Genomic DNA, 7,750 nt, shown 5'->3' with positions numbered 1-7,750 from the left:
GGGACTGGGGCGACGGCACGCCGGACGGCACCGGCGTCACCGCCTCCCACACCTACGCGGAGGACGGGACCTACACGGTCACGCTGACGGTCACCGACGACGAGGGCGCGACCGACGAGACGGAGCAGACGGTCTCGGTGAGCGCCCCGGTGGGCGCGGTGACCTACGCTCGCGATGCCTTCGGCCGCAACCTCGCGACCGGGCTCGGCACCGCCGATCAGGGCGGGGCGTGGGCGCTGGTGCAGAGCGCCGCGAACTACCGGGTGAACGGGCAGCAGGCCGAGTTCATCCAGCCCGCGGGCGGCTCTCAGCGCTACGCGTACCTCACCGGCGTCTCGTCGACCGACACCGCGGTGGAGGTCGACATCGCACTCCCGCAGCGGCCGGTCGGCGGCAGCTCCTTCAGCACGGTGCACCTGCGCCGGATCGGCTCGGAGGAGTACATGGCCCGGGTCATCGTCGCGGCGAACGGCGGCGTCACCGCGCAGCTGCTCCGGGGCGGCACGGTGCTCACGAACGTGGTCACCCCGGTGAACATGGCGGCCGGCGACACCATCCGGCTGCGGGGCGAGGCGACGGGCACGTCGCCCACCGAGCTGAGCATGAAGGTCTGGAAGCTGGGCTCGGCGGAGCCCGGCACCTGGACGACCACGACCACCGACTCCGCGCTGGCCCTGCAGGCTCCCGGGCAGGTGGGGCTCGGCGTCTACCTCGGCGGCGCGGTCACGAACACGCCGTTCCAGACCCGCTTCGACAACTTCTGGGCGGGCTCGACGGACGGTGCGCCGCAGGAGCCGGAACCGCCGGCCAACCAGGATCCGGTGGCGGCCTTCACCGCCACGACCGCCGACCTCCAGGTCAGCGTCAACGGCTCGGCCTCCAACGATCCCGACGGATCCATCGCCTCCTACTCCTGGAACTGGGGCGACGGAACACCCGCCGGCACCGGAGCCACCGCGACGCACACCTACGCGACCGCGGGCAGCTACACCGTCACGCTGACCGTCACCGACAACGGCGGCGCCACCGCGACGCACAGCGAATCCGTGACCGTCACCGCACCGCAGGAACCGGAACCGCCGGGGCCCGCGATCTTCGCGGCCGACGATTTCAACCGCGCGGTCGGAACGCTCGGCGCCGCGCAGACCGGCGGCAACTGGACGCAGACCTCCGGGGTGGCGAACGTCGGCATCGAGGATGGGACCGCGCGCCTCACCTCCCAGGCCGCGAGCCAGACCCGCACGGCCTCGCTCAACTCGGCGGTCTCCGACAGCACCGACCTGACGACCTCGTTCCGGGTGGCCGCGCTGCCGACCTCGAGCGTGCGGATGTACGTGTCGGCGCTCGGCCGCGTGGTCGGCGCGGAGGACTACCGCGCCCGGTGGCTGTTCAGCTCGAACGGCGCCGTCCAGGCCCAGCTGTCGCGCGGCGGGACCGTCATCCAGTGGCGGGATCTGCCGGCCTTCACGCTCGCGCCGAGCACCACCTACAACGTGCGGCTGCAGGTCTTCGGCACGGCGCCGACGACGCTGCGCAGCAAGATCTGGGTGGCGGGCACGACGGAGCCCGCCGACTGGCAGCTGAGCGGCACGGACTCGACCGCGGCGCTCCAGACCGCCGGCCACGTCGGCATCTCGACGTACACCGGCGGCGGGTTCACGCCCCTGCCGTACAGCGTGCTCTTCGACGACTTCCGGGCGCAGACGGTCGTCCCGTAGGGACCGGACGAGAGGTCGCGGATCCGCCCCGTTCGACGGGTCGAGGGAGGATCCGCGGCCCCGTCGCGCCGCCCGCGACGGCCTGCCGGGCGCGGGCTCTACCGGGCGCGGGTGTCCGTGCCCGGGCCGACCAGCTGCCGCACCGCGTCGACGAGGCGGCGCTGGAATCCCTCGGGATCGTAGCGGGCGCGCGCGAACTCGGCGTCCTGCAGCGCGGCGTCGCGCAGGGCCGGCCACTCGTCGCGCACGCGACGCAGCCCCGCGGCGACGGCGGCTGCGTCGTCCATCGGCACCCGTATCGCCGCGGCGAGACCGGTCGAAGCCTCGCGCAGACCCGAGTGGTCGGCGACGACGACGGGGCGCCCGCTGAGCGCGGCCTCGACGACGACGTTGCCGAACGACTCGTCGGATCGCGAGGGCACGACGGCGACATCGGCTCTGGCCAGCGCCGCCCACACGCTCGGCTGGAAGCCGCCGAACGCGATCCGGTGCTCGAGCTCGAGCTCGGTCGCGCGCCGCCGCAGCTCGCTCTCGTACCACTCGTAGCCCGGGAAGACGTCGCCCACCAGCTCGACCGCGACGTCGATGCCCTCGTCGCGCAGGAGCCCGGCGGCGTCGATGAGCAGATCGGGGCCCTTCCGGGGCGAGAGCCGCCCGACGAACACCGCCCGCAGCGGCGGCGCGAGCTCGCTGCGCGGGCCGACGAGTCCCTCCGGCCCGGGCACGCCGTTGATGACGACGCGCGTGCGCCGGCGCTTCTCGAGTGCCGGCACCGGCGACACCCGGCGGCTGGTCTCGGAGTTGTAGATCACCCCGTCCGCCAGGCGCAGCGGCGCGGTGAGGAGCCTTCGGGCGGCGGGCCTGAGCGACGCCTCGGCCTCGTGCACGTAGACGAGCGCCGGAGTCCGGCGCAGCCTGGCGGCGACGGTCCAGAAGGGGATGGTCACCGTGTTCGCGAGCACGAACTGCGGCCGGACCTCGCGGATGAGGCGGCGCATTCGCGGGAGGGAGGTCGCGATCTGCGCGATCAGCTCGAGCAGGCCGCGCGGGCGCAGCATGCTCTTGCGCACGACGGGCGCGGCGAGCACGCGCACGTCGGCGCCGAGCTCCCGCATCGCCGGCACGAGGGGGCCGTCGATGGAGCAGGTGACGACGACACGATAGCCGTGGGCGATCAGGCCGCGGGCCGTCTCGAGCGCCATCCGGTCCGAGCCGTACAGGTCCGCCGACGGATTCGCGATGAGCACGGTCGGTGCGGCCGCGCCGGCTGCGGTCGGCATGCTCACCGGGCGGGGCTCGACTGCCAGTACTCGTCGACGAGGCTCACCGTCGAAGCGATGTTCGCCCGGCTCGAGGCGCCGAACACGATCGACTCCAGGTTCGGGAGGCCGCAGACCCACTCGATGGCGTCGCGGGGCGGGATCGCGCCGCTCGCGAACACCGACATCGCGACGGCTCGGAACGGGCGCGCCGCCATGGCCTCCAGGTAGCCCTCGACGCCGCCGGACATGCGGAAGCCGATCTTGTTGATGTTCGAGCACACGATGGGATTCTCCACGCCCGCCCGGTCGAGGTCGTCGAGCAGCCGCGGCAGATTCATCGTGATGAAGCCGGGCTCCGCGCCGTAGCGCCGGCGCACGTGATCGGCGAAGATCCGCAGGGCGTCCGTGAACCCCAGCCCCGAGAGCAGGTCGACGACGACGTTCTGCAGCCAGATCACCGGGGTCGGCAGGCCGGAGAACATCTTGAGCTCCGCGTCGATGAGCAGGGTGGTGACGCCCTCGATGTCCTTCCTCGCGAACGAGGACGTTCCCCTCGCGATGCTGTCGAGCAGGCCCTCGTCCGGCAGGAACCGGCGTATCGCGCCGAGGAAGCCCTCGTCGGTGACCGCGTTGGCGTACTTGTGCGCGTACGGCATGCACGGGAAGAACTTCAGGTCCGCGTACCGCTCGGGTGCCGCGCGCACCCGGTCGGCGACCTCGGCGATGCGGTCGTGGGTCGTGCACATGAAGGTGCGCACCCCCTCGTCGTAGGCGCTGTCGATCACGCGCATGATGGCGTCGAGGTCCTGGAAGCGCATCTGCTGCGCGCGGGCCTTCTCCTCCGACATGTGATTGACGCCGAAGAACTGGTTGTCGCCGAAGAGCAGACGGTCCATGGTGCGTGCGGTCATCGTCGCTCTCCTCCTCGCAGCGCGCTGAGCGCCGACGCGATCCGCCCGCGTCGGGGCGGGACGGCCGCATCGGCCGCATCCTCCGTGCGCAGGCGCGCATCCTCCCGCGCCGCGTCCTCGCTGATCATCGAGATCACCCGGTCCGTGACGGCGGCGGAGGCGAAGTCGTTCGTGCCGGCGACCTGACGGGACCGCACCCGCTGCACGAAGGCGTCCAGCTGGGCGCTGTACTCCTCGCCCCGCAGGTAGAACCACGGCGCCTCGGTCAGATCGGTGGTGTAGCGCACGTTCCAGCCCGCTCGGTAGCCCTCGGGGATGGGCGCCGTGTCGCGCAGGTAGACCTGGATCTCCTGGCGATCGGCGTAGATGCGGCCGTGAGTGCCCCACAGCGTGATCTTGGTGGTCATCTTGCGCTGCGACTCGTCCGACCAGTTGGAGATGATCTGGGCGGTGCCCCCGGGGTAGTGCAGGGTGCTGGCCACCGCGTCGTCGATCTGCGCGGAGAAGATGCTCGTGAGCTGGCTGCCGCTCACCGACTCCGGCTGGCCGATGTACCAGGTGAGCAGGTTGAGCGGGTGCGCCGCGTAGTCGTACAGGCATCCCCCGCCGGTCGCCCGCTGGCTGCGCCAGGTGCGCCCGGCGGGTTTGAGCACGACGGGTCCGTACGCCTCCGCCAGCGCGGTGTTGACCGGCCCGATGGCGTCGAGCTCCAGCAGGCGCTTGACCTCGCGGAAGGCGCCGACGAACCGGTTGTGGTAGCCCACCTGCGTGACCGCGCCTCGAGCGGCGGCCAGTTCGACGAGCTCCACGCCGTCGGCGGGGTCGATCACCAGGGGCTTCTCGCAGAACACGTGGATCCCGCGCTCCAGGGCGGTGCGGATCATCCCGGCGTGGAGATGCGTGGGCGTGGCGATGATGAGGGCCTGGGGCTCGGCCTCGTCGAGCATCCTGGTGAGGTCCTTGTACGTCTTCACGCCGGTGTACTTCGCGAGGATGTCGAGCAGATAGCCGGTCGCGTCGCACACGCCGACGAGGTTGACATCGGGGTGCGCTCCGATCATCGAGAGGTGGGACAGCCCCATCTTCCCGAGTCCCACCACGGCGACGTCGATCATGAGCCGGCTCCCTTCGCCTGCGCCTCGCGCACGGGCCGGCGCGCGAGCGCCGTGCGCAGCGCGCGCTCGTATTCTCCGCCGATCCTCGCCCACGTGAACTCGTCGTGGAAACGCGCGCGGCTCGCATCGCCCATGGCGCGCAGCCGCTCGTCGTCGCCGAGCACGTCGCCGAGCAGCGGCCCGAGGTCGTCGGCGCCGGTGAAGTACGCGTTCGCCGGCCCCGCCACCCAGGTGTTGTAGGCGTTGTCGTGAGCGATCACCGGGTTGCCCGCGGCCATCGCCTCGACGAGCGAGGGGTTCGTGCCGCCGACGGTGTGGCCGTGCAGGTAGAGCGCCGCGTGGAATCGGAGCGCCCGGATACGCTCCGGTTCGAAGATCGCGCCGGGGAAGACCACCTCGTCCGACGCGGCGGCCCTGACCGCGACGTGGTAGGGATCGTCGTCCCCGAAGGGGCCGACGACGACGAGCGGCACGCCGCGTCTCCGGCTCGACCAGGCCGTCACGATCTCGAGCACCGAGTTCTCCGGGATCGGGCGGCAGACCACGATGGCGTAGCTCCCCGGCGTCAGGCCGAGCTCCTCGACCGGAGCCGTCGCGGCCTCCGCGACCTCGTGCGCCCCGTAGGTGATGGTCTGCACGCGCCGGCGTCCGAAGTGCCGGCGCAGATAGGTCGCGATGACGGGGTGGTCGGCGATGAGCACGTCGCCGACCCAGCCCGCGAGCCGCTCGTTCGCGAGCAGGATGCCCTGTTTGAGCAGGCCCCAGCGCCTGCGGGTCCACTCCATGCCGTCCATGTTGATGACGTTGGGGATGCGGCGGAGGCGCGGCACGATGTCGAACACCCCGGTGTTGTAGCCGAAGGTGAGCCACACGTCGCCGGGTTCGTGCGCCGACATGGCGTGCCGGATCGACGTGAGGTCGAACGACGCGGTGCCCCGCCACCCCTCGCGGGGCTCGTGGATCCTGACTCTCCGCAACCCGTTCCACTCGTCGATCTCCGTCTCACCCCGCCCCGGCACCTGGCAGTAGACGATGACGTTCCATCCCTGGTCGCGCAGGTACAGCCCGACGTTCTCCGCAGCGGTCTCGAAGCCGCCGTACGCAGCGGGAACACCGTGCGTACCGAGGATCCGTACTGTTGCAGACACGATGACCGGACTTTCTGGAAGGAGTGGGAGCGATGCGATCAGTGGAGCATGAACCACAGCGTAATCGATGAGCTTGCCATTCAATAGGCCCCGATGCGCTCACCCGGGCGGCCCCGTCTCCCGCGGGGAACCGCCCGAGGCGTCCAGGTACTCGGCCAGCGCGCGGTCGGCGTCGCGCGGGACGAATCCCGTCCCGGCCATCTTCTCGAGCGAGAGCAGGCTGTTGCGGGGGCGGGGCGCCGCCGGCCTGCCCGCGGAGTACTCGGCCGTGCCGACCCCCCTCACCCGGCCGGGATCGTGGCCGAGGAGCTCGAACACGCGGCGGGCGACGTCCGCCCACGAGGTGGCGCGCCCCTCGTTGCTGAGGTGGTAGACGCCGTACTCGGGCCGCTGCTGCAGGAGGTGCACGATGCCCGCCGCGATGTCGTCGGTGAAGCTGAGGCGGCCGACCTGGTCGTCGACCACCGAGGGATCGACGCCGCGTTCGGCGAGGGCGGCCATGGTGCGCACGAAGTTGTCGCCGTCGCCGACCACCCAGCTGGTGCGCACGATGTAGTGGCGCGACAGCGTGCCGACGATCGCGTCGCCCGCGGCCTTGGTCTGCCCGTAGACGCCGAGCGGCGCGATCGGATCTCCCTCGACGTACGCGCTGCGCTTCGCCCCGTCGAACACGTAGTCGCTCGACACGTGCACCAGGGTGAGGCCGTGCGCTGCGGCGTGGCCGGCGAGGCGCGCGACGCCGGTCACGTTCGCATCCCAGCAGTCGGCGCGGCCCTCGGCGGTCTCGGCCGCGTCGACCGCCGTGTACGCCGCGGCGTTGACGACGGTGTCGTACTCGCTCCAGCGCACGCGGTCGAGGGTCTCCTCGTTGAACAGGTCGATGCACGAGCGGTCGGCGAAGTCCGCCTGCGGCAGCGCCGTCCGCAGCGCCCGCCCGAGCTTCCCGTTCGCGCCGATGACGAGCGTGCGCCTCGGCCGCATGGGCGTCACCTCCGCGAGACGCGGGTGCGCCAGATCCTTCTCGGATCGCTCGGCCCGCTCGAGCGGGATCGGCCACTCGATCCCGGCGGTCTCGTCGGCGAGGTTCAGGAAGGTGTACTCGCCCTGGGCCTCGGCGGTCCAGTGCTCGTTCACCAGGTAGACGTACGCAGTGCCGTCCTCCAGAGTCTGGTAGGCGTTGCCGACGCCGCGCGGCACGAAGACCGCCGTCGAGGGATCGAGCTCGGCCGTGAACACCGCGCCGAAGGCGGGCCCCTCGCGCAGATCCACCCACGCCCCGAAGATGCGCCCCGTCGCCACCGACACGTACTTGTCCCACGGCTCGGCGTGGATGCCGCGGGTCGCCCCGCGGAGGTCGTTGAACGAGATGTTGTTCTGCACCGGCCCGAAGTCGGGGAGCCCCAGCGCGACCATCTTCTCCCGCTGCCAGTTCTCCTTGAACCAGCCCCGGCGATCCCCGTGCACGGGGAGGTCCACGAGCAGGAGCCCGGGGATCGTCGTCTCGCGGATCGCGAGCTCCTTCGCCGCCATGCCTACCTCCCCAGCTCGCGGTACTTCGCCTCGGTCGCGGCCTTCTGCGGCCGCCACCAGTCCTCG

6 protein-coding genes are annotated in these 7,750 nt (G+C 71.6%); 1 reads left to right on the top strand and 5 read right to left on the bottom strand.

Going from position 1 to position 7,750, the window contains the following annotated elements; all coding sequences use genetic code 11:
• Positions 1-1,718: PKD domain-containing protein (locus ACWKZU_RS03555; RefSeq protein ID WP_449281014.1), on the top strand; the 1,718-nt coding region annotated here is incomplete at its 5' end.
• Between the two features lie 98 nt (positions 1,719-1,816).
• Here ACWKZU_RS03555 and ACWKZU_RS03550 read toward each other — a convergent pair.
• From ACWKZU_RS03550 to ACWKZU_RS03530, 5 genes are all read right to left on the bottom strand, one after another.
• Positions 1,817-2,998 (bottom strand): glycosyltransferase, encoded by a 1,182-nt coding sequence (locus tag ACWKZU_RS03550; RefSeq protein WP_449281015.1) that lies wholly within the window; start codon positions 2,996-2,998, stop codon positions 1,817-1,819.
• A 2-nt stretch (positions 2,999-3,000) separates the two neighbouring features.
• Positions 3,001-3,891, bottom strand: coding sequence for a hypothetical protein (locus tag ACWKZU_RS03545; protein ID WP_449281013.1), 891 nt, complete (start codon positions 3,889-3,891; stop codon positions 3,001-3,003).
• The gene (locus tag ACWKZU_RS03540; RefSeq protein ID WP_449281012.1) at positions 3,888-5,006 is read right to left on the bottom strand and encodes a Gfo/Idh/MocA family protein; all 1,119 of its coding nucleotides are present in this window, start codon (positions 5,004-5,006) and stop codon (positions 3,888-3,890) included. The genes ACWKZU_RS03545 and ACWKZU_RS03540 overlap by 4 nt, the downstream gene beginning before the upstream one ends.
• The gene (locus ACWKZU_RS03535; protein ID WP_449281011.1) at positions 5,003-6,154 is read right to left on the bottom strand and encodes a DUF1972 domain-containing protein; all 1,152 of its coding nucleotides are present in this window, start codon (positions 6,152-6,154) and stop codon (positions 5,003-5,005) included. Before ACWKZU_RS03535 ends, ACWKZU_RS03540 begins: the two co-directional genes overlap by 4 nt.
• 99 nt (positions 6,155-6,253) lie before the next feature.
• On the bottom strand, positions 6,254-7,684 hold the full coding sequence (locus ACWKZU_RS03530; protein WP_449281010.1) for a sugar nucleotide-binding protein: 1,431 nt from the start codon (positions 7,682-7,684) through the stop codon (positions 6,254-6,256).
• Positions 7,685-7,750: the final 66 nt, after the last annotated feature.

The sequence above is a fragment of the Leucobacter sp. genome, from assembly GCF_053528595.1.
This window is presented reverse-complemented; position numbering and strand designations above follow the sequence as displayed.

Excerpts from the sequence above, each read along its gene's own strand:
- ACWKZU_RS03545 (WP_449281013.1), bottom strand. The coding sequence starts at position 3,891 with ATGACCGCACGCACCATGGACCGTCTGCTCTTCGGCGACAACCAGTTC.
- ACWKZU_RS03540 (WP_449281012.1), bottom strand. The coding sequence starts at position 5,006 with ATGATCGACGTCGCCGTGGTGGGACTCGGGAAGATGGGGCTGTCCCAC.
- ACWKZU_RS03530 (WP_449281010.1), bottom strand. The coding sequence starts at position 7,684 with ATGGCGGCGAAGGAGCTCGCGATCCGCGAGACGACGATCCCCGGGCTC.
- ACWKZU_RS03550 (WP_449281015.1), bottom strand. The coding sequence starts at position 2,998 with ATGCCGACCGCAGCCGGCGCGGCCGCACCGACCGTGCTCATCGCGAAT.